Genomic DNA, 22440 nt, shown 5'->3' on the forward strand with positions numbered 1-22440 from the left:
TAATCTCAGCTTTCAAATCGGCATCTACATCTGGACGATTCATTTTCTTTACTAAATCATAATACGTGCTTCGAGGAATAGTAGCTAGCTCCACGAGTGCCTTGACCGAATATTTATGCCTTAATTCATAGACTACTTGCGCTTTGTCTTGTTTTGTGATTTTTCCTTGTTTTGAACTAAGGCATTTAACTTTTTTAAGTACTCATTTTCCATCTCAAGCTGTTTAATGCGTGCTTCAAGTACTTCGACTGACCCTTCAGCTAAAGGTTGTTTTAATTGTTTATTTGAATCTTTTTTCATGGATGGACGCCCCTTTTTCTTAGATTGAAGGGCATCAATTCCTTGTGTTTCGAGCTGTTTTTTCCAAACAGAAATCGTTGAAGGGGCAGGAATATTAAAGATAGCTGCCGTCTCAAATAAGGACATACCGTTTTCAATCATAAAGTTTAGTACGTCTAGTTTAAATTGTTGTGTGTAATTTGTACATCGTTTTAGAAAAGCTTCCAGACCATTCTGTTTATATTGGTTTACCCAATTCAAAATGATTGTGTCACTTATACCGAGCGATCTACCCATTTCTCGATAACTTTCATTTCCGTTCAAATAACGTAGAACGATTTGTATTTTTTCATCAGCTGTAAATTTAGCCATAGAAAAACTGCACCTCCAATTGTTAGACTGTGTCTAACAATTGGGGTGCAGTTCAAAACAGCTCTTCTTTTTATGCATTATGGTACAGGATGCCCATTAGAGCTTTCGAAAATTGTAAACCATTGTTGACGGTCTAAGTTAACGTTTGTAGCAAGAGCAGCCGTTTTTACGCGATCTAATTTACCAGAGCCAACGATTGGCATCATATTAGCTGGATGAGCAAGTAACCAAGCATACATAACCGTATCGATACTAGAAACACCTAGCTCAGTAGCAACTTTTTGCATAGTTTCACGTACACGTACGGCGCGTTCTGATTGACCAGTAAAGATTTCCCCACCAGCAAGAGGTGACCAAATCATTGGATTGATTCGTTTTTCTTGGCATAAATCAATTGTCCCTTTTTCAAAATGCTCAAGCTGCAATGCAGAAACTTCAATCTGGTTCGTAATAAGCGGGAAATCTAAGTACGAACTTAACATATTAAATTGTGAAGGTAAGAAGTTAGATACACCGAAGTGACGAACTTTTCCTTCTTGTTTTAATTGTGAAAATGCTTTTGCCACTTCATTTGGATCCATAAAAGGATCGGGACGATGAATAAGTAATACGTCAATATAATTTGTATGTAAATTTTTAAGTGATGCTTCTACACTTTGCATAATATGCTCTGCACTAGTATTGTAGTGAGCAACATATCGCTCTGGAAATTTCGGTGATGGGGGAGCGATTCCACACTTTGTAATAATTTGCATGTTTTCTCGTAAGGAAGGCTTTAATTGTAAAGCTTCGCCAAATAACCCTTCACACGTATATCCGCCGTAAATATCAGCGTGATCAAAAGTAGTAATTCCCATATCCATACAATCTTCAATGAAAGAAAGTAATTCTTGTTTCGTCATATTCCATTCTGCTAAACGCCAAAATCCTTGAATAATACGAGAAAATTCTAGCGTTTCAGCCATTTGAACTCGCTCCATTATAAGTACCCCCTTGATGAATAATAATGTTTTGAAAAGGCTTTCTTATTACATGTTATTATATAGTTAATTAGGTGTACAGACAATAAATATGTTTTGCTACAAAAATGATTTTCTCTATATGCTATAATGTAGAAACATATAGCTATAAGGAGAGGTACGAAATGATTCCAGTAACAATATTAACTGGTTTTCTTGGATCAGGGAAAACGACTTTATTAAATCGTATTTTATCAGAAAATCACGGTAAGAAATTAGCGGTGATTGTAAATGAAATAGGGCAAATTGGCATTGATAATCAGTTGATTATGAATGTAGAAGAAGAAATTATGGAAATGACAAATGGCTGTTTATGCTGTACTGTACGTGAAGATTTACTTGTTGCTTTAAAACAGTTACTGGACGTAAAAGCAGAAGGGAAAATGGATTTTGATGGTTTAGTAATTGAAACGACTGGACTTGCAAATCCAGGGCCGATTATTCAAACATTCTTTTTAGATCCAGTCATTCAATCTGCATACCAAATTAACGGTGTTGTAACGGTGGTAGATAGTTATCATATACATAAACATTTTGAAAAAGGATTAGAGGCAAAAGAGCAAATTGCGTTTGCGGATGTCGTTTTAGTAAATAAATTAGATTTAATTGAAGAGAGTGAGAAAGAAAATCTCTTGCATGAAATTCAAGGAATTAACCCGACTGCAAAGTTAATTGAGGCGACTAACTGTGAGGTAGATATACCATCTTTATTACAAATCCAAACGTTTAAAACGAAAGATACGTTGCAAATTTACCCTCATAAAGAACATAATCACTTAGAAGGTGTGAAATCATTTGTATTACGTGAAGAACATCCGCTGGATTTACAAAAGCTTAATGAGTGGATGTCAGCTGTCGTTCAAGAGCTAGGGGAATATTTATATCGTTACAAAGGAATTTTATCGATAGACGGAGTAGATAAACGTATCGTTTTCCAAGGTGTACATACGTTATTTGCCGCTTCGTACGATAGAGAGTGGCAAGAGGGCGAAGAGCGAGTAAGTGAAGTAGTTTTCATCGGAAGAGATATTAATAAAGAGTGGTTCCAAGAACATTTTGAAGAGTGTGTGAAATAAGTCTGCGTAAATTGCAGGCTTATTTTTATGAGCATTCTATTAGATTGCAAAACAGAATTAAATAAGGGAAAGAAATTAAAAATTGATACATGTATAATAAAAAGCCTGTTTTCACAGGCTTGTATTTTCGTCTATTAGTAACTCCATTACAACACCTACAACTGGACCTTCATCATCAATATCACCATTTAAGCGGAAACCAAATGATTCATACAGTCCCATTGCAAGTTTGTTGTCTGGATGTAAACTTAAGTAAATTATTTTGCATTCAAATTTTTCTTGTAAGAATTGAATGAGTAAGCGAAGGAAACGTTTTGCGTATCCTTTTCCTTGATATTGTTGGTCAATCATAAAGCGATCGAGCCATACACTTTTATGTTTTACTGAATACCATCCATACATTGCATAACCTACAAGTGTTTCTCCATCATATAAACCTACTGACGTTCCGTTTCCTTCATATAATGATTCTGCTAAAGAAAACGCGTTACTTTCAATAAATTGTTGCTGATCTTTTGCGACGTCTAAAGCAACTACTGAACGCCAATTTTTTGCTGTTACTTCACAAATGTGAAGATTCATAATTCCAACTCACCTTCTAAATTAATATAGCTTTAAAGCTAATATGGATAATTTTACTTGTTATTTTGGTCAAGTCAAGGATAAATACATAAAAAGGCAGCTGAATACTAGATTCAGCTGCCTAGAAAATATAATGGATTAGTTTGTTGCTTCTTTCAATGTGTTTACGTTTTCTTCCATTAAAGTGAAGTAATCTTTATTATTTTTTGCATCATCTTCAGAAACAGTAGCTAAGTGATTTAAGCGTAAAACTTTTGTACCAGTTTCTTTTTGAATAACAGATGCTACTTTTGGAGTAGAGAACGTTTCGAATAAAATATATTTTAGATTATGTTCTTTTACTGTTTTTGTAATGTCAGCAAGCTGTTTTTGAGATGGTTCATCAGAAGCTGAAATTCCAGCGATAGGAATTTGTTTTAGGCCGTATCGTTGTTCCCAGTAACCATAGGCAGCATGAGAAACTAAAATTTCTTTCGTTTTTGCGTTCGCTACAGCTGCCTTAAATTGATCGTCTAAATCAGTAAATTTAGTTTGAAGTGCTGCGAAGTTTTTTTCGAATTCTTGTTTATGTTCAGGTTGTAATTCTACAAGTGCATTTTTAATTTTTTCTGCCTGTTTCATTGCTAGAGTAGGGTCTAACCAAATATGCGGGTCTTTATCGTGATGGTGTTCATCTTCTTTATGGCCATCTCCATGATCATGATGCTCTTCTTCAGTAGAAGCACGAAGCTCAATACCTTTAGATGCATTTACAATTTTAACATTTTCTTTTTGTAATGTTTTTTCCATTTTTTCAGCAAATGGTTCTAATTCAGCGCCGTTATAAACGAATAAATTGGCTTTTGCAACTTGTACTGTTTGTTTTTGACTTGGTTCAAATGTATGTGAATCTGCACCAGGTGGGTAAATTGCTTCAACATTTACATAGTCGCCACCGATTTTCTTTGCGAAATCAGCAAGTGGGAAAATCGTTGTATAAACTGTTAGCTTTCCATCTTTCTTGGCATTACTTTCTTTTTTATTTGAGCAGCCAGCGAAAATTAAGGTAAAAATAAGTAAGAATGAAAATATAGTCAATCTTTTAGGCATGAAGTTCTCCTCTTTTCTTTTTTACGGATATATTTTCCCCAATTATAGAAGAAAAATATCATTTTAATACAAAACGGAATAATTACGTTTTAGTTTGCGAACTTAGTATAATACATCTTTAATAAAGTTGCAATAAATAATAATCATTCCGATTTGTTTTTGTTATAAAGTTGTCAAATAAAGGTGTATTATTTTTGCAAATGCATGCATATGTGACAACGCTGTTTTCATATATTGAAAAGGAGGTAAAGAGGGGGATGAGCGCTTGGGTTACTTAATGGAAGCTATTTTATTAATATTAGCGGTAGTATTGCCATTATCTTTCGTATTAATTTTTTTAAGAAGATTAATAAGTAATTTAGGGGACGCTACAACAATAACGAAATTACAAGAGAGAGATGAGAAAAAAGAGTGAGTAAAGCACTATGCGTACGCATAGTGTTTTACTTGTGGTAAAATAAGAGCAGGAAACTCCTAAAGGTTGTATTTTACTGAAGGAGAGAAAAGTAAAATAAGAGGTATATGCATATATGAATAAGCGAACAGCGTTAATACTTGGTGCAAGTGGTTTAGTTGGACAAGAGATAACGCGTCTATTACTTGAATCAGATTACTACGATTCGGTTACTATTTTTGTAAGAGAGCCAATGCAATTTCAACATGAGAAGTTACAGCAGAAACAAGTTGATTTTTCGGTATTAGAGGAATATAAAGAGTTCTTTGCTGTGGATGATGTTTTTAGTTGCTTAGGAACAACAATAAAAAAAGCAAAAACAAAAGCAAATTTTAAAAAAGTAGATTATGAATATACGTTACGAGCTGCTTGTTTAGCTGAAAAACAAGGGGTGCAAAATTTCCTTGTTGTGTCTTCTATGGGAGCGAATCCTAAATCATTTTTCTTTTATTCACAAGTGAAAGGAAAAATGGAAGAAGAATTGCAAAAGTTAGTAATCGGTGGTATTCACATTTTTAGACCATCATTATTAGTAGGAAACCGACAAGAATTTCGTTTCGGCGAACGAATGGCTGAAAAGTTATCTCGTATTATTCCTTTTATTTTTAAAGGGGCTTTCAAAAAGTATAAACCAATTTCAGCTAAAGATGTGGCGAAAGGTATGTATATAACCGCGCTGCGAGAAGAATCGGGTATCCATACTTATAATTCAAATGAAATTACAACGATAGAATAAATAAAACCGAGAAGAATGACTTCTCGGTTTTATTTATTCGTATGAATTTTTCCTGGTGCTCGCTTATATTGGTGAGGTTCTTGCAATTCAAAGCCAAGTTCATTGGCCGCTATTCTTGGGAAGTACGGATTGCGAAGTAATTCACGTCCGATGAAAATTAAATCTGCTTCGTTATTATTTAAAATTTGCTCTGCTTGTGACCCAGTCGTAATCAATCCCACTGCACCAGTTGCAATGTTAGCATGCTCTTTAATATGTTTAGCATATTGTACTTGATACCCAGGATAAACATCGATGCGTGCAGGGACAACAGCTCCAGAGCTACAATCGATTAAATCTACTCCTTGTTCTTTCATCCATTTTGTATACTGAACATAATCTTGAACTGTTAACCCTTCAGGATGATAATCATTTGCTGAAATACGGACAAATAACGGTCCGTTCCAAACTTCATTTATCGAGTCAATGATTTCGCGTAAGAAACGATAGCGGTTTTCAGGTGAACCACCATATTCATCAGTCCGCTTATTGGAAAGCGGAGAAAGAAATTCATTAATAAGATAACCGTGAGCACCGTGTATTTCAATAACATCAAATCCAGCTTGTTTTGATCGTACTGCAGCTTGCTGAAAAGCTAATACAGTATTTTTAATTTGGTGTTTGCTCATTTCTATTGGCATTTTCATTGTTTCATTAAATGGAATGGCTGAAGGAGCTAACGCATCTGTTTCTAATTCTGCTTTTCTTCCGGCGTGAGCGAGTTGAATGGCAGCTTTTGCGCCGTTATCATGTATAAAAGTAGTCGTTTTATGTAAGCCTTCAATTAGGTTGTCATCCCAAATACCTAAATCTTTGTTAGAAATTCGTCCTTCAGCTAACACCGCAGTTGCTTCAACCATAACTAAACCTACTTGGCCAGCAGCGCGAGTTCCATAATGAATGAGATGAAAATTCGTAACGCTGCCATCCTCATTCCCCGATGAATACATACACATAGGCGACATAACGATACGATTTTTTAGTGTAACGTTCTTAATTGTATAAGGTGAAAAAAGCTTGGAATTCATCAAATAGCCTCCTTGATTGAATTTTCTTATATTTTACCATTCTCTTTTTTGTTTCTCTAATAAAACGCTTATACGAAAAATTTTGTATATTCGTGTTACAATGACTAATATGAACTGAATTGGAGGATGGCATATGTACCAGGCTTATTATGAAAGCGAAGTAGGTTTGCTTGAAATTACAGCGAATCAAGAAGGAATTACGTCTGTTATATTTGTTGATGAACGACAAGAAGAAAATAAAAATGAAATGATAGAACAATGTATAAATGAGTTAGATGAATATTTTAAAGGGAAAAGAAAAGAGTTTACGGTCCCGCTGTCTGCGGAGGGAACAGCATTTCAAAAAAATGTATGGGATGCACTTTATACTATTCCATACGGCGTAAGTGCTTCATATTTAGATATTGCAGAGAAAGTTGGAAATATAAAAGCTGTACGGGCAATAGGAGGGGCAAATAGTCGAAATCCAATTTCAATAATTGTTCCATGTCACCGTGTAATAGGAAAGAGTGGAAAGCTTGTTGGATATGCTGGTGGTTTATGGAGGAAAGAGTGGTTATTAAAACACGAAGGTATTTTGAAATGACGTATGGATGGGAAGAGGGATTGTTTTGAAATGTATAAATTGTGGGCAACCTTGCGAGGAGGAACAGTTAAATTGTGCAAGTTGTCAGCGAAACTTGGATAATGAACAAGAGGAAGGTAGCTCGTTAATAGATAAAGAACTAGAAGTATATGTAGGGAGACAATATCCGTATTACAAAAGGAAATGGGAACTTGAGAATAAGCGGATTGCTAGGTGGAGTTGGAATGGTTGGGCTGCTATTTTCAATATAGGCTGGCTAGGATATCGTAAGTATTATGTACCAGCTGCTTTATTTATGTTGTTATTAGTAGCGTGTGATGCATTTTCGTATTATATGGGATTTAATGTAGCGTTGCCAATCATTAATATGGTGCCTCTTACGTTTTTATTACTCATTTTTATTCTGTTTGGAATGGGGATTTTTGCAAATGGATTATACTATCAATTTGCGGAAAGATGTATATACCGAATAAAAGCAAGAGAAATAAAAGATAAATCAGTTGAAAACTATCTAATCAATGATAGCGGCGGAACGAGCAAAATGGGAGCGACAATTGTTACTATTTTAGCAGTTGCTAGCATATTTTTTAGTCATTTCTTTTTTCCGACTGATCGAGACGTTATTCAAAAGGTTCGTACAAGCTCGCTTTATGAATATCCTTTCTTTTCAATAGGTGAATCTTTCGAAAATTATTTTCAAAATTCAGGTTGGATATATTATCGTGGAACGGAAGGGTTAGAATTAGTAGAATTCCAAGGATATAACACCGGAACGCCAAGACAAAAGGTGAAGATTCAATTTGTTGTCGATTATAAATTAGGTGAAGTGGAACCATACTCACTTATGGTTAATGGTGAATCTAAAACTGAAGAAGAGTTTTTGAAGCTGATGGAAGAAATATTTAAAGTTCAAAATCCATTTGATATAGAGGATGGATTACAAGTAAATGCTATTCAAGAAAGCGGCTGGAAAGAAATTTCCGATCGCTTTTTTCTATGTTTGTTAAAATAAATATTTAAAATAATCAGAATCTTTTGTATAATGAAATATATTATATAGGATTTAACTTATACATATAGATTGGGGGAAGGAAGAATGAAGAGAAAGACAACAACAATTGCTGCACTTGCGTTAACGACGAGTGTATTGGTTGCAGGATGTGGGAATGGTGAGAAGGCTTCGACAACGAAGAAAGAATCGAATAAGGGAATGGCTGATAAACAAGTTTTAAATTTGCTAGAAACAGCTGAAATTCCTTCAATGGATACATCTAAATCAACGGATTCTGTATCTTTCCGTGTATTTGTAAATGCAATGGAAGGTTTATATCGTCTAGATAAAGATAATAAACCAACACCAGGTATGGCAAAAGATGTGAAGATTAGTGAAGATAAAAAGACATATACATTTGAATTACGTGATGCGAAATGGTCAAATGGTGATCCAGTTCGAGCACAAGATTTTGTATATGCATGGCAACGTACATTAGATAAAGCAATAGCGGCAGAATATGCATTCATTTTATTTGATGTGAAAAATGCACAGAAAGTAAATAAAGGTGAATTACCAGCAGATCAATTGGGTGTTAAAGCGAAGGATGATAAAACGTTGGTAGTAGAATTAGAACAACCAGCACCTTATTTTCTTGAGCTTACGTCGTTCCCTACATTTTTCCCATTAAATGAAAAATATGTGAAAGAGCAAGGAGATAAATACGGATTAGAAGCAGATAAATTAGTATATAATGGACCATTTACAATGAGTCAATGGAAACATGAACAAAATTATCAGTTAAAGAAAAATCCTAATTATTGGGATAAAGATACTGTAAAGTTAGACGAAATTAATGTAAGTATTGTGAAGGAAACAAGCACGGGAGTAAATTTATATGATAGTGATCAAGCAGATCGAGTTATTTTAACTTCTGAATTTGTTGATAAATATAAAAAGAATAAGCCAGATGAATTTAAAACGAAGTTAGATCCACGCATATATTTCTTACGTTTTAACCAAAAAAATGCAACATTTAAAAACCAAAAAGTACGTGAAGCGATTGATTTAGCATACGATAAAAAAGGAATTGCTGATGTCATTTTAAATGACGGTTCATTGCCAGCATATTTCTTAGTACCTGAAAAATTCACGACAGGTCCGGATGGAAAAGATTTCCGCTCTGTAAATAAAAACTTCCGTGATAGTAAAGATAACGCAGAGAAAGCCAAAAAATTATGGGAAGAAGCGAAGAAAGAGCTTGGGCAAGATACAATTACGGTTGAATTACTAAACGATGATAACGGTAGCCGTAAAAAAGTAGGCGACTTTATTAAGGAAGAACTAGAGAAAAACTTGCCTGGTATTAAAGTGAATTTGAAACAGCAACCATACAAGCAGAAGCTAGATTTAGAAAAGAAATTCCAATATGAATTCTCATTATCTGCATGGAGTCCTGATTATCCGGATCCAATGACTTATATTGATATGTTTGTTACTGGAAGCTCATTTAATGAAATGGATTATTCTAATCCGAAGTATGATGATTTAGTAGCGAAATCAAAAGGAGAGCTATTAAAAGATGATAAAGCACGCTGGAATGCACTTGCGGAAGCTGAAAAAATCTTAATTGGTCAAGACGCAGCAATTTCTCCTACGTACCAACAAAGTACAGCTTATTTAGAGAAGCCGTTTGTAAAAGGCATTGCTAACCATACGTTTGGCGGGGACTTCAGTTATAAATGGGCATATATTACAAAAAAATAGTATAATAAAAGATGAGTGAATTTTCGCTCATCTTTTATTTGTATAAGGAGGAATTATAGTTGTTAAGGGGAATCAATCATATTTGTTTTTCGGTATCTAATTTAGAAAACTCTATTATGTTTTATGAAAAAGTATTAGAAGGAGAATTATTAGTTAAAGGAAGAAAATTGGCTTATTTTAACATATGTGGAGTATGGATAGCGCTTAATGAAGAGACGCATATTCCGAGAAATGAGATTCATCAATCTTATACGCACATTGCATTTTCTGTTGAACAAGAAGACTTTAAATGTCTAATACAGCGATTAGAAGAAAATGATGTTCATATTTTACAAGGAAGAGAACGTGATGTAAGAGATTGCGAATCTATATACTTTGTTGATCCTGACGGTCATAAATTTGAGTTTCACTCAGGGACACTGCAAGACCGTTTAAATTATTATAGAGATGAGAAACCTCATATGACATTTTATTAGGGAGGGATAGCATTTGCATGCACTTGTAATTGGTGGAACAGGAATGCTAAAGAAAGTTTCTATGTGGCTTTGTGAGAAAGGATTTTATGTTTCTATTATCGGGCGAGATGAAGTGAATTTAGAAAATGTTAAGCGAATGAGTTCTGCACCAGAAAATATTACATGCCTTTCGTTAGATTATCATAATGATGAAGATGTAAAGCTAGCTATTAAAAGTACAATTAAGAAAAATGGCCCGATCACATTAGTTGTTGCATGGGTACACACAAGTGCAAAGCATGCACTATCAAATATTTGTAAAGAACTAGATTTGTCGTCTAAAACATATAGTTTATTTCATATTTTAGGTAGTAAAGCATCACGTATGCCTGCACAAAAAATAGGGAGTACGCGATGTATTTATTATAGAATTATTTTAGGTTTTATTTTAGAAGATACATATGGAAGATGGCTTACTCATGAAGAGATAGCTGATGGAGTTATAAAAGGGATTGAAAGTAAACGAGCGGAGTGGATTGTAGGGAGAGTTGAACCGTGGGAATTACGACCAACATGGTGAGGGGGAGTAAGAAATGAAAACAACTATATATGTAACAAGGCATGGTGAAACAGAGTGGAATGTAGCGAAGCGAATGCAGGGACGAAAAAATTCTGCTTTAACTGAAAATGGTATAGTTCAGGCGAAACAATTAGGGAATCGAATGAAAGATTTACCAATCCATGCGATCTATAGTAGTCCGAGCGAAAGAACACTTCATACGGCAGAGTTAATAAAAGGGGAACGTGATATACCCATTATAGCGGATGAGCATTTCTATGAAATCAACATGGGTATATGGGAAGGACAAACAATCGCGGATATAGAAAAGCAATTTCCAGAAGAAGTACATCTATTTTGGAATGAGCCACATCTTTTTCAGTCAACATCAGGCGAAAATTTCGAGGCCGTTTATGAAAGAGTAATTGAAGGGATGCAGCTTCTTTTAGAGAGGCATAAAGGACAAAACATATTGATTGTTTCTCATGCGGCAGCAGCAAAATTACTTATAGGGCATTTCGCGGGAATGGAAATAGAAAATGTGTGGGATGATCCATTTATGCATAGTGCCAGTTTGAGCATAATAGAATTTGAAGAGGGTATTGGTAAAGTGAAACAATTTGCAGATATAAGTCACTTTCAATAAATGTAAAAAAGGCCGCAAAACGGCCTTTTTTGGGTGGTATAAAAACTAGCAGTTACGTTTTTTATACCAGAAGTGATCGAATTTCTTATTTTTGCAAGATGGGAATTTATGTCCGCCTTTGCAATCATTCCATTTGTGTCCGCTATCGTGACAGTCTTTACCATGATCACATGAATCATCGCAAGAGTGACCGTGTCTGTTAGGGAAGAATTCGCATTTTTTACAGAAACTTCGTTTTGTCCAGAAAAATTTCTTTTCAAAGCGTATGCATTTTGTAATGAATGTACAATGTTTTCTGCGAGTCCGCTTTGTAACTAATACGCATTCTTTTCTACGCGTTACTTTCGTAACGAACGTCCATTTTTGAACACGTACACGTGTACATTTCGTAACAAATGTCCATTTTTTTACATGCGTACATTTTGTAACGAACGTACAATGTTTCACGCGAGTACATCTTGTTCTTGGACATTTACCCCCAGTTGTACATTTACATCCAGTTGTACAATGATGATGAGTGAATTTATCATCATCGCATTCAAAAGTACTTGGATCTTGGTGTAAGAAATCCTCCATCCCAGCACTTTTGATTTCTTCGACAGCTTTTCTAATATCACGTTTCATAGAAATCCTCCTTATCATGTATTAAAGTGAAAAGGTATTCTTTTTCCTTAACATGATATGTATGTAGGCATCTTTCTGAACAGGACAAGAGTGTAATTTTATATAAATAGATGATTGCGGATGTATGGACAAGACAAGGCGCATACATTGAATGAAGAGAACTGAGAAGGGATGAGAAAACATGCTGCCTTCATATGATTTTTTTGTTCATCCAATGTACTTAGTGGAATTGAAAAAGGACATTTGGTCAGATAGTCCAGTGCCAGCAAAATTAACTTATGGAAAAAAGAAGTATGACATTGATATCGTATACCGAGGAGCTCATATTCGCGAATTTGAGAAAAAGTCTTATCATGTTATGTTTTATAAGCCTAAAAAATTTCAAGGTGCGAAAGAGTTTCATTTGAATTCGGAGTTTATGGATCCGTCTCTCATACGAAATAAATTATCTTTAGATTTTTTTCATGATATTGGTGTACTTTCGCCAAAATCACAACATGTATTTATAAAAATTAATGGTCAAATTCAAGGTGTGTATTTACAGTTAGAATCGGTTGATGAAAATTTTTTGAAAAATAGAGGATTACCGAGTGGTTCTATTTATTATGCGATAGATGATGATGCGAATTTTTCATTAATGAGTGAACGAGATAAAGATGTTAAGACAGAGCTCTTTGCGGGTTATGAATTTAAATATTCGAATAAAAATAGTGAAGAACAACTGAGTGAATTTGTATTTCAAGCGAATACTTTGACGAGGGAAGCCTATGAAAAAGAAATTGGGAAGTTTCTACATGTAGATAAATATTTACGATGGTTAGCAGGAGTTATTTTTACGCAAAACTTTGATGGTTTCGTTCATAACTATGCACTATATCATAACGATGAAACAAATTTATTTGAAGTTATACCGTGGGATTATGATGCGACTTGGGGGCGAGATGTACAAGGGAGACCACTTAATCATGAATATATTCGCATTCAAGGGTATAATACGTTAAGTGCAAGATTGCTAGACATACCTGTATTTAGAAAGCAGTATCGAAGTATTTTGGAAGAAATATTAGAAAATCAATTCACAGTTTCGTTTATGAGGCCGAAAGTAGAAGGGTTGTGTGAATTGATTCGCCCATATTTACTACAAGATCCATACATGAAAGAAAAATTAGAAACATTTGATCAAGAGGCTGATATGATTTATGAATATATAAATAAAAGAAGAAAGTATATACAAGACCACTTACATGAATTAGATTAATTTTGAAAGAGATTGAAACGTTATCAATCTCTTTTTTTTGTATAATAAAGATGTATCAATAAAAATGAAGTAATATATTTGATAGAGAATGGGGATGCGGATATATGACGATTAAATGGATTGATTGGGTAAAACAAATACAATCTATAGCTCAAGCGGGTTTAACGTATTCTAAGGATGTGTATGATATTGAGCGTTTCCAGCAATTACGAGATATTTCTATTTCAATGATGTCACATTACACGAAAACAGATTGGGAAGTCGTAGAGAAATTATTTGCAAGTGAGACAGGCTATCAAACACCTAAAGTTGATATAAGAGCGGTTGTTTTTCAAAATGAAAAGTTATTATTTGTGAAAGAAAAAAGCGATGGGAAATGGGCATTGCCAGGTGGATGGGCTGATGTCGGTTACACGCCAACTGAAGTTGCAGCAAAAGAAGTTTTCGAAGAGACTGGTTATGAGGTAGATCATTTTAAGTTACTAGCTATATTTGATAAAGAAAAACATCAACCATCTCCATCGGCGACGCATGTATATAAGATTTTCATTGGATGCGAGATTATTGGTGGAGAAAAGAAAACTAGTATTGAAACAGAAGAGGTGGAGTTTTTTGGTGAAAATGAATTGCCTAATTTATCAATTGCTAGAAATACAGAAGACCAAATTAAAGAGATGTTTGCCTACATGAAAGACCCGCAGAAAGAGAAATTAATAGATTAATCCTGCTTGAATTGTACATATTGTTAAAATGAAGATATTGGCAGATTGCAGCCTTTATGTAATAATGGGATGGTATGTGAAGAAAAAAGGAGATAAAAAAGAACATGTTAGCAAACATAATAGATCAGTTATTGCAATTTTTTGCAAGCTTAGGTTACTTTGGAGTAGCTCTTGCTTTAATGATTGAAGTAATCCCGAGTGAAATTGTACTTTCGTATGCTGGCTTTTTAGTAGCGAATGGTAAAATTAGTTTTGTGGGTGCAGTTATCGCCGGAACGATTGGTGGTACTTTAGCGCAAATCTTTTTATACTGGCTTGGATACTACGGAGGGCGTCCGGTTGTAGAGAAATATGGGAAATATCTACTTATTAATAAACATCATTTAGACATAGCGGAAGGTTGGTTTAAGCGTTATGGAGCAGGCGTAATATTTTCTGCGCGCTTTATCCCAGTAGTACGTCATGCGATCTCTATTCCAGCAGGACTAGCTAAGATGCCATTAAAACTATTTACACTTTATACGGTTGTAGCGATCATTCCATGGTCAATTCTATTTATATACTTAGGTGAAAAACTTGGTGGGAATTGGCGACAAATTAAAGAGTATGCATCTGATTACACACATTACATAATTATAGGAGCTGTTCTTTTTATTGCTCTATACTTTGGTTTAAAGTATTTCAAAAAGAAAACAGCAGCGCGTTAAAGTCAATGATTTTTCATTGGCTTTTTTTGTTTGTTTCGGTTCTAAAGAAAAGGAGTTGTCCATAATGTGTAATAATAAAGCGTAGCGGAGGAATGTGATGAAAGGGTCACCGTTTATACGTGGAACGATATTTTTAACGATGGCAACGATGATATCAAAAATGTTAGGGTTTATATATGTTATACCATTTACAGCGATGGTCGGTACGAGTGGTTACGTTCTATACACATATGCATATCGTCCTTATACCATCATGCTCAGTATAGCAACAATGGGATTACCGCTAGCTGTTTCAAAGATGGTATCAAAATATGATCAACTGAATGATTATCATACGGTTAAGAGAGTGTTGAAAAGTGGAATCGTGTTTATGTTTATAATGGGAGTCATTTCGTGTTTTACGTTATATATGCTAGCTCCGCATTTAGCTAAACTTGTCATCGATGGGAATGATCAAACGGGGAATAGTGTAGGAGCGGTTACTACTAATATTCGAATTGTAAGTTTTGCGTTAATACTTGTGCCAGTAATGAGTTTATTAAGGGGCTTCTTTCAAGGATTCCAATCGATGGGGCCTTCTGCATTAAGTGTAGTTGTAGAGCAATTTTTTCGGGTTTTAACCATTTTAATAGGAAGCTTTGTCGTTTTATATGTTTTAAAAGCTTCTGTTTCGCTAGCGGTTGGTATTTCAACGTTCGGTGCATTTATGGGAGCTGTAGGTGGATTAACTGTTTTAAGTGCGTATTATATAAGAAGGAGAAGGCACTTAAAGAAAAAAGAGATGGAAAGTATACCACAAACAACGAAATCTTTTTTCTCATTGTATAAGGAGCTCTTTACATATTCTATTCCTTTTGTTGTGGTGGGCTTAGCAATTCCGTTGTATCAGACGATTGATACATTTACAATTAATAAACTACTTATACAAATAGGGTATATGCAAGGAGAAGCGGAAAAAATTAATGCGATAATTGGTCTTGTTCAAATGGTTGTGCTTATCCCGGTATCCGTTGCGACAGCTTTTAGTATGTCTCTCGTACCAGAGATGACGAAAGCTTACACAGCAGGAAATACGAAGCTATTGTACAAACATTTTACGAGAACAAATGTATTAGTAGTAGCAATTACGGTACCGGCGGCAATTGGAATGATGGTGTTAGCCAAACCTGTATATACTCTTTTATTCGGTGCTGGAAATGATCCAGAGATGGGGAGAATCATTTTACAGTATTATGCTCCTGCTTGCATACTATTTTCTCTTTTTACAGTAACGGCTGCTATGCTACAAGGAATCAATCAACAGCAGAAGACGGTGCTAGGACTAGTGATTGGAATTATTGTGAAGATAGTTTTAAATGTTGTATTGCTTCCGTATTTCGATTATGTAAGTTTTATCATTTCAACATACGCGGGCTATACGATTTCAGTCGGGTTTAACTTGTGGATGCTTTCTAAATATGTTATAAAGGCAACATAAGCTTTTAAGGCAGAGAGCACTCTGTCTTTTTCTATGTTTATCCCGCTTTAACGGGCAGTGAGACCCTCACCTCAAAATTCAGCGAAAAAAAGAAGTTTGGTTGGGGGCGGATAACCCGTAAAAGCCCGATTTGTAAGGGCTAATAATTGGTGAGGATGAAGCCCCCCACTGATTAAAGTTTCACTTTATAATATTTTTCTTATAAAAACGTTTTCAAAATAATTTTTCTATTGAAATTTAAACGTATGTTTCATATGCTGAGAATGGCGGTTTAAAAACTGTGATTTAAGAGAGGTAGATTCCTACATGTAAAAAGAATCGGGGTGATAGTATGTTAAATATATATTTAACAGACCGAAACGGAAAACTACAAGAGATTGAGGAAATGCAAAAGGGGTGCTGGATTAATGTACTTCATCCAACAGAAGAAGAAATTCAATATCTAGTACAAACTTTAAATGTAGACTTAGATTTCATTAAAGACCCTTTGGATGATGAAGAACGCTCTCGTATTGAAAAGGAAGACAATAATACTTTAATTATCGTGGATATTCCGACAGTTAGACATGATGAAGAAGGAAATTCGATTTATGACACGATTCCAATAGGTATGATTGTGATGCCGGATTGTTTTGTTACAATCTGCTTAGAAGAGAATCCAATTTTTGAACGTTTTATTAATCAACGTATTAAAGAATTTTATACGTTTAAGAAGACGCGCTTTGCACTTCAGCTCTTATATACGATTTCTACTTATTATTTAAGATACTTAAAGCAAATAAATCGAAAAACAATTGATTTAGAGCATCAATTAAATCAGTCAATGAAAAATAAAGAGATTTTCACATTGTTAGGCCTTGAGAAAAGTTTAGTATACTTTACAACGTCATTAAAAGCTAATAAAATTGTAATTCAAAAGTTAATGCGTAATAGTACATTTTTAAAAATGTATGAAGACGATCAAGATTTATTAGAAGATGTATTAATTGAAAATAAACAGGCTATTGAAATGGCGGAAATATATAGTCACATTTTAAGTGGAATGATGAATACTTTTAGCTCCGTTATATCAAATAATTTAAATAGTGTTATGAAACTGTTAACGTCAATTACGATCATTTTATCTTTACCGACGATGGTTTCTAGTTTCTTTGGAATGAACGTAAAGGTTCCGTTTGAAGGGGAAGCCCACGGTTTTGTAATTGTACTCATCATATGTGTAACACTATCTTTCACGTTAGCTTTTGTTTTTTGGAAGAAACGTTACTTTTAACGATAAGAAAGCTGCTCTAGCATAGTTATATAACTACGCTAGAGCAGCTTTTTTGCTATGAAATCTCAAATTTTGAATAGAATATAACTTGTACAATGTAATGTATATAAAGGGTATGTATGCCATATAAACCTTGTTCAATTAATGAAATGGGGTTAAAATTACATATTGTTAATGAAAAGTTGGAGGAAATACATCATGGAATTGTTTCAATTACCGAAAGCATTCCTGCAAATGAATACAATTTTTATCTCCATATTGATCGAAGCACTTCCTTTCGTGCTCATTGGTGTATTTATTTCAGGATTCATTCAAATGTTCGTGACAGAAGATATGGTGGCAAAATGGATGCCGAAGAACCGATTTCTGTCTGTTTTATTAGCTACTTTTTTAGGTATGTTGTTTCCAGGTTGTGAATGTGGAATTGTTCCGATTGTAAGACGATTAATCGGAAAAGGCGTTCCACCATACGCAGGGATTGCATTTATGTTAACTGGTCCAATTATTAATCCAGTTGTTTTATTTGCAACATACGTTGCCTTTGGGAGTAGTATGCACATGGTATGGTATCGTTCTATTGTAGCGATTATCGTAGCCATTATCGTTGGAATTATATTATCCTTTATGTTTAAAGAACATCAATTAAGAGATGATCACTTCCCAGAAGTGAATAATAAGCGTCCACTGCGTAAAAAAATGTGGGATGTATGTACACACGCTGTTGAGGAATTCTTCTCAATGGGAAAATATTTAGTACTAGGTGCATTAATTGCAGCAGCGGTACAAACGTTTGTACAAACTTCAACACTTCTTGCTATTGGACAAGGTCCGTTTTCTTCATCAGCTGTTATGATGGGACTTGCTTATATATTATCACTTTGTTCAGAGGCAGATGCATTTATCGCTTCTTCGTTCCAAAGTACGTTTTCAACAGCTTCACTTGTCGCGTTCCTCGTTTACGGACCGATGGTGGATATTAAAAATATGTTTATGATGCTTGCGACATTTAAAACTAAATTTGTAATTGTTGTTATAGTTACAGTTACTCTTGTTGTTTATGCAAGCTCACTACTCATTTATGCGATGGGGTGGTAGGTTATGTTTCGAGCATATATATTATTAGGTTTTACAATATTAATTGCGCAGCTTCATATTTCCGGTAACATTACGAAGTATATCAATATGAAGTATGCCTATTTATCAACAACAGCAGCAATTATTTTAGGTTTCTTAACGATTATACAAATTATCGTCGTTTTCCAAAAAGAGCACCAAAAGGAAAAAGAGAAAAATGATTGCAGTTGTGACCATAGCCATTGCGGGCATGATCATTCAAAAGATGAGAATACATGGTGGAAAAAAGCATTTTCGTACTCCTTGTTTTGTTTTCCAATTATCTCAGGGTTATTTTTCCCAATTGCGACGTTAGATTCGGATATTGTTAAAGCGAAAGGATTTCACTTTCCTGTTGCACAAGCAGAAAGTAAGGATCCATTTATGACAAGACAATTTCTAAGACCTGATACGAGCATTTATTACGGGAAAGAAGGATACCGTGGTGTAATGGAAAAAGGGAAGAAAGAGTTTGTTACGAAAGACAATATTAATTTGAAAGATGAAGACTTCCTAAAGGGTATGGAAACAATTTATAATTATCCTGGCGAGTTTACTGGGAAAAAATTATCTTTTAAAGGGTTTGTTTTTAGGGATGATTCTTCTAAAAAAGAACAATACTTCTTATTCCGTTTCGGTATTATACATTGCGTAGCAGATTCTGGTGTGTATGGTATGTTAGTGAAAAAGCCAGAAGGCGTAGAGTGGAATAATGATGACTGGATTCAAGTAGAAGGAGAGATAACTACTGAGTTTTATCAGCCGTTTCATGCGAATATTCCTGTATTAGAAGTAACAAAATGGAATAAAGTTGAACAGCCGAAAGAACAATATGTATTTAGAGGAGCCGATTGATAAAATCGGTTCTTTTTTGTGGACTAAAAGTTCTGAATGTTGTTAATATTAAACGTGTAGTTCATTTAGTATAGTGATTATTGAAATATTAGGGATAAATCATTAAAGGGGTGATAACAATGACAGAAGTAAAGGGGAAAACAGCCAATGAGTCAAGGGTGTTCAAAACGAGCCGAGTATTCCCAACAGATTTAAATGATCATAACACGCTATTTGGTGGGAAGATATTAGCGGAGATGGATATGGTTGCTTCTATTTCAGCATCCAGACATTCGAGAAAGGAATGTGTCACAGCATCTATGGACTGGGTCGATTTCTTACATCCTGTTCGTTCTTCAGATTGTGTTAGTTATGAATCTTTCGTAATTTGGACGGGAAGAACTTCGATGGAAGTGTTTGTGAAGGTAGTGGCTGAAGATTTAATTTCAGGTGAGAAGCGTATAGCGGCAACGTCATTCGTTACTTTTGTGGCACTTAGTAAGGAAAATAATCCAGTTCCTGTACCGCGTGTTATCCCTGAAACAGAAGAAGAGAAAGAATTACATCGTATTGCTGTGTTACGTGCAGAACAGCGTCATATACGTAAGGCAGAGAGTAAGAAAGTAGCCACATTGTTAACCTTTTGAGATGAATATTTAGCCATTTAAGTTACTATAGTAGGCGGAAATGGTTTTAAAATGAAAAGCGGACACCTAAAAATAGGTGTCCGCTTTTATAGTTTTTTCATCCACATATCATATGACAGTAGCTACTTAGCAGAAGCAAGCAGCACCGACGATGATTAAGAGGATAAATAATACGACTAATAGCGCAAATCCATTACCATGTGCGAAGCCCATTGTTATTTCCTCCTTTTATTTTAAGATACAACATACAATATGCAAATGAGCTATTGTTTGATATGGACATATATCATGCAATGACATATTTTCTTGAATGATAATGTAATAAAAAAGGGAAGATATAGAAATAACAGTAAGTGGAGAAAGGAATTTATCCATGAAGCACTTTTTCGCTATAATCCTTTGTTTAATAGGTGTATTCATTTGGATGAACATCGATGTGGAAATGGGGAAGGAAATGGCTAGTGAATATGAATTAGGACAAGTTCGATTAGGTGAATTTCAATTATATACGAACGGTGAAGAGTTATATAGAAAATTATTTGAGGATATAAACGATGCAGAAAAGTATATATATATTCATTTTTATATTGTAGGAAAAGATGAAATAAGCCAAGAGTTTTTACAGTTATTAGAGAAAAAAGCATCTAGCGGAGTAGAAGTGAAATTGTCAGTCGATCGGATAGGTGGATATAAGCTGAAGAAAAAGGTAATTAGCCGATTAAAGGAAAACGGTGTGAAGTTTACATTTAGTAAAAAACCGAAACTGAAAAATGTGTTCTATTCTTTGCATCAACGGAATCATAGACGTATTGTTACGATAGATGGAAAGGTATCATACGTCGGTGGTTTTAATATCGGAAAGGAGTACCTTGGACAAAATCCAAAGTTTGGGCCATGGCGTGATTATCACGTGCGCATCCATGGTGAGGGTGCAGCGGATATGGAAAGAAAGTTCGCCGAAGATTGGAAAGAAGATACAGGAGAAAAAATGCCTATACATGAAAGTATACCTACATTAGGGAATGTGAAATATCAATATTTATTTTCAAATGGAAAAGGCTTATGGGAAAAGTATGGGGCACTTTTAAAAAAGGCTAAAAAGTCTTTAATTATCGCTACACCATATTTTGTACCAAGTAAAGAAATGGTGAAAGAGTTAAAAGCTGCATTAAATCGTGGTGTTAATGTGAAAATTCTCGTGCCATTTAAAAGTGATGCCATATTGTTAAAACAAGCTGCCTATCCATATTTGAAAGATATGTTACATGCTGGAGCGGAGATTTATCAATATCGAAATGGATTTTTTCATGGGAAAGTAACAATTATTGATGGAGAAATTGTTGATATTGGGACAGCGAATTTTGATAATAGAAGTTTTTATTTAAATTGTGAGTCTAACTGTATCATATATGATAAAACAGTTGTTGATGAAGTATGGAGTCGATTACAGGTAGACTTTCATAAATCAAAACGATTTTCTGAAGAAGATTTTGAGAAAATTAGTAGATGGGATTGGTTTTTAGCGAGAATAGCGAATGTTTTAGCATCATATTTATAGTATATGGACAAAAAAAAGAGAAGGGAGGCGCTTTAATGGACTGTATGAAAGGATTAATGAAATATAGTTATATACTAATATACAAGGTTGGAGAGTATGCTGGAAAGGTCAGAGACGAAGAATTAAAAAATCTATTACAGCACCATTTACCATATATGTTACAAGCATATAATGAACAAGTAAATTTTCAAGAAGGAGAGAATGTGCAGCATATAACCTGTGAAACAATGGAGTTTGATTTGCATGAAATGGGAAAGGAAACAGTTAGTAAATATACAGGGGATATTCATATTGCAACCAGTTATATTGCGCATTTGAAACGATTAGCTTTAAAGTTTGCTCAAGTTGCAGTGGAAGTTGCTAACCCAGAGTTTCGCTCATTTTTGGAAAATTGTTTCCTGAAAATGAACCGTTACGCTTATAGTGTGTGGCAATATGTTATGAAGAAGGAATATAAGATTACACATCTATATGAAAATGAAAAGTTTGCATGAGAAACTAAGGCGAAATGGTATGCGCCTTAGTTTTTTTACGTCTATTGAGAGAAAA

The 22440-nt window shown here is 34.6% G+C and carries 25 protein-coding genes and 1 pseudogene; 19 read left to right on the top strand and 7 right to left on the bottom strand.

The window, feature by feature from the left end:
• A pseudogene (locus ACO6VI_RS28875) lies at window positions 1-651 on the bottom strand (helix-turn-helix domain-containing protein); the annotation flags it as partial.
• 77 nt (window positions 652-728) lie between these two features.
• Window positions 729-1631, bottom strand: a complete 903-nt coding sequence (locus ACO6VI_RS28880) for an aldo/keto reductase (protein ID WP_000442793.1) — start codon at window positions 1629-1631, stop codon at window positions 729-731.
• A gap of 164 nt (window positions 1632-1795) precedes the next feature.
• Here ACO6VI_RS28880 and ACO6VI_RS28885 point away from each other — a divergent pair, with 164 nt between their 5' ends.
• Window positions 1796-2746 (top strand): CobW family GTP-binding protein, encoded by a 951-nt coding sequence (locus tag ACO6VI_RS28885; protein WP_161519800.1) that lies wholly within the window; start codon window positions 1796-1798, stop codon window positions 2744-2746.
• Window positions 2747-2857: 111 nt separating this feature from the next.
• Here the strand turns inward: ACO6VI_RS28885 and ACO6VI_RS28890 are convergent, their stop codons facing one another.
• Together ACO6VI_RS28890 and ACO6VI_RS28895 are read right to left on the bottom strand one after the other, a co-directional pair.
• Entirely contained in the window at window positions 2858-3328 is a 471-nt protein-coding gene (locus tag ACO6VI_RS28890) for a GNAT family N-acetyltransferase (RefSeq protein ID WP_001048677.1), read from the bottom strand.
• A gap of 138 nt (window positions 3329-3466) precedes the next feature.
• A complete protein-coding gene (locus ACO6VI_RS28895; protein ID WP_001126153.1) occupies window positions 3467-4417 on the bottom strand; it encodes a metal ABC transporter substrate-binding protein in 951 nt (316 codons plus the stop codon).
• Window positions 4418-4682: 265 nt separating this feature from the next.
• Between ACO6VI_RS28895 and ACO6VI_RS28900 the strand changes: the two genes are divergently transcribed.
• Both ACO6VI_RS28900 and ACO6VI_RS28905 read left to right on the top strand, forming a co-directional pair.
• Window positions 4683-4832 (top strand): hypothetical protein, encoded by a 150-nt coding sequence (locus ACO6VI_RS28900; protein ID WP_000540932.1) that lies wholly within the window; start codon window positions 4683-4685, stop codon window positions 4830-4832.
• A 115-nt stretch (window positions 4833-4947) separates the two neighbouring features.
• Window positions 4948-5607, top strand: a complete 660-nt coding sequence (locus ACO6VI_RS28905; protein WP_001042732.1) for an oxidoreductase — start codon at window positions 4948-4950, stop codon at window positions 5605-5607.
• Window positions 5608-5636: 29 nt separating this feature from the next.
• Here the strand turns inward: ACO6VI_RS28905 and namA are convergent, their stop codons facing one another.
• A complete protein-coding gene (gene namA, locus ACO6VI_RS28910) occupies window positions 5637-6674 on the bottom strand; it encodes an NADPH dehydrogenase NamA (RefSeq protein ID WP_001086179.1) in 1038 nt (345 codons plus the stop codon).
• 133 nt (window positions 6675-6807) lie between these two features.
• Here namA and ACO6VI_RS28915 point away from each other — a divergent pair, with 133 nt between their 5' ends.
• From ACO6VI_RS28915 to ACO6VI_RS28940, 6 genes are all read left to right on the top strand, one after another.
• Window positions 6808-7260: a methylated-DNA--[protein]-cysteine S-methyltransferase gene (locus ACO6VI_RS28915; RefSeq protein ID WP_000283912.1), complete on the top strand. Its 453-nt coding sequence runs from the start codon at window positions 6808-6810 to the stop codon at window positions 7258-7260.
• Window positions 7261-7267: 7 nt separating this feature from the next.
• Window positions 7268-8272, top strand: coding sequence for a DUF2628 domain-containing protein (locus tag ACO6VI_RS28920; protein WP_078993398.1), 1005 nt, complete (start codon window positions 7268-7270; stop codon window positions 8270-8272).
• An 84-nt stretch (window positions 8273-8356) separates the two neighbouring features.
• Complete coding sequence (locus ACO6VI_RS28925) at window positions 8357-10018, top strand: peptide ABC transporter substrate-binding protein (RefSeq protein ID WP_000824273.1); 1662 nt, start codon at window positions 8357-8359, stop codon at window positions 10016-10018.
• Window positions 10019-10077: 59 nt separating this feature from the next.
• Entirely contained in the window at window positions 10078-10494 is a 417-nt protein-coding gene (gene fosB, locus ACO6VI_RS28930) for a FosBx1 family fosfomycin resistance bacillithiol transferase (protein ID WP_000943769.1), read from the top strand.
• 13 nt (window positions 10495-10507) lie between these two features.
• On the top strand, window positions 10508-11053 hold the full coding sequence (locus ACO6VI_RS28935; RefSeq protein WP_000543127.1) for a short-chain dehydrogenase: 546 nt from the start codon (window positions 10508-10510) through the stop codon (window positions 11051-11053).
• 13 nt (window positions 11054-11066) lie between these two features.
• The gene (locus ACO6VI_RS28940) at window positions 11067-11678 is read left to right on the top strand and encodes a phosphoserine phosphatase 1 (protein WP_000858830.1); all 612 of its coding nucleotides are present in this window, start codon (window positions 11067-11069) and stop codon (window positions 11676-11678) included.
• A gap of 45 nt (window positions 11679-11723) precedes the next feature.
• On the opposite strand, the gene exsB is transcribed toward ACO6VI_RS28940, so the two are convergent.
• Window positions 11724-12302, bottom strand: coding sequence for an exosporium protein ExsB (exsB, locus tag ACO6VI_RS28945; RefSeq protein ID WP_000817498.1), 579 nt, complete (start codon window positions 12300-12302; stop codon window positions 11724-11726).
• Between the two features lie 181 nt (window positions 12303-12483).
• On the opposite strand from exsB, the gene cotH reads away from it, so the two are divergent.
• The 8 genes from cotH (at window position 12484) to ACO6VI_RS28985 (ending at window position 20333) form a co-directional block, all read left to right on the top strand.
• Window positions 12484-13560 (top strand): spore coat protein CotH, encoded by a 1077-nt coding sequence (gene cotH / locus ACO6VI_RS28950; RefSeq protein WP_000938001.1) that lies wholly within the window; start codon window positions 12484-12486, stop codon window positions 13558-13560.
• 104 nt (window positions 13561-13664) lie between these two features.
• A complete protein-coding gene (locus ACO6VI_RS28955; RefSeq protein ID WP_000153584.1) occupies window positions 13665-14282 on the top strand; it encodes an NUDIX hydrolase N-terminal domain-containing protein in 618 nt (205 codons plus the stop codon).
• Window positions 14283-14386: 104 nt separating this feature from the next.
• Entirely contained in the window at window positions 14387-14989 is a 603-nt protein-coding gene (locus tag ACO6VI_RS28960; RefSeq protein WP_063547101.1) for a DedA family protein, read from the top strand.
• Between the two features lie 97 nt (window positions 14990-15086).
• Window positions 15087-16466, top strand: coding sequence for a putative polysaccharide biosynthesis protein (locus tag ACO6VI_RS28965; protein ID WP_065483317.1), 1380 nt, complete (start codon window positions 15087-15089; stop codon window positions 16464-16466).
• 331 nt (window positions 16467-16797) lie between these two features.
• Entirely contained in the window at window positions 16798-17739 is a 942-nt protein-coding gene (locus ACO6VI_RS28970; protein WP_000932389.1) for a magnesium transporter CorA family protein, read from the top strand.
• Between the two features lie 198 nt (window positions 17740-17937).
• Window positions 17938-18834 (top strand): permease, encoded by an 897-nt coding sequence (locus tag ACO6VI_RS28975; protein WP_000418716.1) that lies wholly within the window; start codon window positions 17938-17940, stop codon window positions 18832-18834.
• Window positions 18835-18837: 3 nt separating this feature from the next.
• The gene (locus tag ACO6VI_RS28980) at window positions 18838-19707 is read left to right on the top strand and encodes a TIGR03943 family putative permease subunit (RefSeq protein ID WP_000488043.1); all 870 of its coding nucleotides are present in this window, start codon (window positions 18838-18840) and stop codon (window positions 19705-19707) included.
• Between the two features lie 119 nt (window positions 19708-19826).
• A complete protein-coding gene (locus ACO6VI_RS28985; protein ID WP_000141164.1) occupies window positions 19827-20333 on the top strand; it encodes an acyl-CoA thioesterase in 507 nt (168 codons plus the stop codon).
• Between the two features lie 126 nt (window positions 20334-20459).
• On the opposite strand, the gene ACO6VI_RS28990 is transcribed toward ACO6VI_RS28985, so the two are convergent.
• Entirely contained in the window at window positions 20460-20546 is an 87-nt protein-coding gene (locus tag ACO6VI_RS28990) for a YjcZ family sporulation protein (protein ID WP_000505094.1), read from the bottom strand.
• Between the two features lie 160 nt (window positions 20547-20706).
• Here ACO6VI_RS28990 and cls point away from each other — a divergent pair, with 160 nt between their 5' ends.
• Window positions 20707-21891, top strand: coding sequence for a cardiolipin synthase (gene cls / locus ACO6VI_RS28995; RefSeq protein WP_002023919.1), 1185 nt, complete (start codon window positions 20707-20709; stop codon window positions 21889-21891).
• A 35-nt stretch (window positions 21892-21926) separates the two neighbouring features.
• Entirely contained in the window at window positions 21927-22385 is a 459-nt protein-coding gene (locus ACO6VI_RS29000) for a spore coat protein (RefSeq protein ID WP_422424785.1), read from the top strand.
• The last annotated feature ends 55 nt before the right edge of the window (window positions 22386-22440 follow it).

The sequence above is a fragment of the Bacillus sp. PSXD-155 genome (assembly GCF_049310765.1).
Classification (GTDB): Bacteria; Bacillota; Bacilli; order Bacillales; family Bacillaceae_G; genus Bacillus_A; species Bacillus_A cereus.

Bases quoted from the DNA above. Each gene is read 5' to 3' on its own strand.
- ACO6VI_RS28880 (WP_000442793.1), bottom strand. From the start codon at position 1,631: ATGGAGCGAGTTCAAATGGCTGAAACGCTAGAATTTTCTCGTATTATT.
- ACO6VI_RS28885 (WP_161519800.1), top strand. From the start codon at position 1,796: ATGATTCCAGTAACAATATTAACTGGTTTTCTTGGATCAGGGAAAACG.
- ACO6VI_RS28890 (WP_001048677.1), bottom strand. From the start codon at position 3,328: ATGAATCTTCACATTTGTGAAGTAACAGCAAAAAATTGGCGTTCAGTA.
- ACO6VI_RS28895 (WP_001126153.1), bottom strand. From the start codon at position 4,417: ATGCCTAAAAGATTGACTATATTTTCATTCTTACTTATTTTTACCTTA.
- ACO6VI_RS28905 (WP_001042732.1), top strand. From the start codon at position 4,948: ATGAATAAGCGAACAGCGTTAATACTTGGTGCAAGTGGTTTAGTTGGA.
- namA (WP_001086179.1), bottom strand. From the start codon at position 6,674: ATGAATTCCAAGCTTTTTTCACCTTATACAATTAAGAACGTTACACTA.
- ACO6VI_RS28915 (WP_000283912.1), top strand. From the start codon at position 6,808: ATGTACCAGGCTTATTATGAAAGCGAAGTAGGTTTGCTTGAAATTACA.
- ACO6VI_RS28920 (WP_078993398.1), top strand. From the start codon at position 7,268: ATGGGAAGAGGGATTGTTTTGAAATGTATAAATTGTGGGCAACCTTGC.
- ACO6VI_RS28925 (WP_000824273.1), top strand. From the start codon at position 8,357: ATGAAGAGAAAGACAACAACAATTGCTGCACTTGCGTTAACGACGAGT.
- ACO6VI_RS28940 (WP_000858830.1), top strand. From the start codon at position 11,067: ATGAAAACAACTATATATGTAACAAGGCATGGTGAAACAGAGTGGAAT.
- exsB (WP_000817498.1), bottom strand. From the start codon at position 12,302: ATGAAACGTGATATTAGAAAAGCTGTCGAAGAAATCAAAAGTGCTGGG.
- cotH (WP_000938001.1), top strand. From the start codon at position 12,484: ATGCTGCCTTCATATGATTTTTTTGTTCATCCAATGTACTTAGTGGAA.
- ACO6VI_RS28955 (WP_000153584.1), top strand. From the start codon at position 13,665: ATGACGATTAAATGGATTGATTGGGTAAAACAAATACAATCTATAGCT.
- ACO6VI_RS28960 (WP_063547101.1), top strand. From the start codon at position 14,387: ATGTTAGCAAACATAATAGATCAGTTATTGCAATTTTTTGCAAGCTTA.
- ACO6VI_RS28965 (WP_065483317.1), top strand. From the start codon at position 15,087: ATGAAAGGGTCACCGTTTATACGTGGAACGATATTTTTAACGATGGCA.
- ACO6VI_RS28970 (WP_000932389.1), top strand. From the start codon at position 16,798: ATGTTAAATATATATTTAACAGACCGAAACGGAAAACTACAAGAGATT.
- ACO6VI_RS28975 (WP_000418716.1), top strand. From the start codon at position 17,938: ATGGAATTGTTTCAATTACCGAAAGCATTCCTGCAAATGAATACAATT.
- ACO6VI_RS28980 (WP_000488043.1), top strand. From the start codon at position 18,838: ATGTTTCGAGCATATATATTATTAGGTTTTACAATATTAATTGCGCAG.
- ACO6VI_RS28985 (WP_000141164.1), top strand. From the start codon at position 19,827: ATGACAGAAGTAAAGGGGAAAACAGCCAATGAGTCAAGGGTGTTCAAA.
- ACO6VI_RS28990 (WP_000505094.1), bottom strand. From the start codon at position 20,546: ATGGGCTTCGCACATGGTAATGGATTTGCGCTATTAGTCGTATTATTT.
- cls (WP_002023919.1), top strand. From the start codon at position 20,707: ATGAAGCACTTTTTCGCTATAATCCTTTGTTTAATAGGTGTATTCATT.
- ACO6VI_RS29000 (WP_422424785.1), top strand. From the start codon at position 21,927: ATGGACTGTATGAAAGGATTAATGAAATATAGTTATATACTAATATAC.